This window comes from Prevotella sp. S7-1-8 (genome assembly GCF_000758925.1).
Classification (GTDB): Bacteria; Bacteroidota; Bacteroidia; order Bacteroidales; family Bacteroidaceae; genus Prevotella.
Map to the genome: position 1 here is coordinate 1 of NZ_JRNC01000150.1, position 877 is coordinate 877.

An 877-nucleotide genomic window follows, 5' to 3' on the forward strand; every position below is an offset into this window, starting at 1 on the left:
CATCTTCATTGCCATCAGGTTTTTCACATCACTCTTACTAAGAAAGCGGATAGCCTTTTCCACCTTTTCATATTCTGCATGCTCAAATGGATTATAACGAATGATGCGCTGGCTTACCGCACGGAACATTAAACGGCTCAGCCAACAAAGATAATTGTTGATAGAAGAACCTTTCAACCCTTTCTTTTTAAGAAAGAAGCGGTATTCCTCAAACAATTCCTCTGTTACGCTTTGGATTTCTATATCCTTACTCTCTAAGTCCTTTATAAACTCGCACAGCATTCTATTTGCATAGCAAAGGTTAGTATATGTACCTTCTGCCTTTGACTTGCCCACACCTTCCTTTACCATTTGCAGTTCTGCTCTACCAAGTCCTAATAAGGTAGAGGAATAGGTCGCTATCCCTTGCAATCTGTTTTTAAGCAGTTCAGCGCTTACTACTCTGTCTTTTAGGAGCAGTTCCTGATAGGTCTTTTCTACAAGTTCCCTGAATGATTGCAGTCGAAGATTGATTTTCTTGTCCGTTGTCGGCCCCTGTTTAATATTCCACTCCGCAGGTTTACATTCTTCGTTTGTAGTAATGACAGAGTTCTTGCCATCTATCGTGATACGGCAGAGTATGGAGGTAAGACCATTTGCCTTGGTCTTTTGTCTGTTGATATAAAACAGTGTCTTGAATGTACTTCTCATCATGATTTTAGTTTTAATACTACTATTGCTAAATACTCATCTGCATATCCTCCGTAAAAGAAAGGAAACGCTCAAATTCCACAAATAGTTTCTGTGGCGTAACCTTTGCGTACCGCTCGGTCATATTCACGTTACTATGCCCCAACATCTTGCTTACCGTTTCTATCGGCACTCCCTGTTCAAGGGT

General features: G+C 40.6%; 2 protein-coding genes. Both read right to left on the minus strand.

Features of this window, described 5'->3' with window-relative positions; translation table 11 throughout:
• Window positions 1-693 (minus strand): phage integrase SAM-like domain-containing protein (locus HMPREF1640_RS12445; protein ID WP_036895449.1); only part of this gene is annotated, 693 nt, incomplete at its 3' end.
• Window positions 694-718: 25 nt separating this feature from the next.
• A partial coding sequence (locus HMPREF1640_RS13055) for a tyrosine-type recombinase/integrase (RefSeq protein WP_156098820.1) occupies window positions 719-877 on the minus strand: 159 nt, incomplete at its 5' end.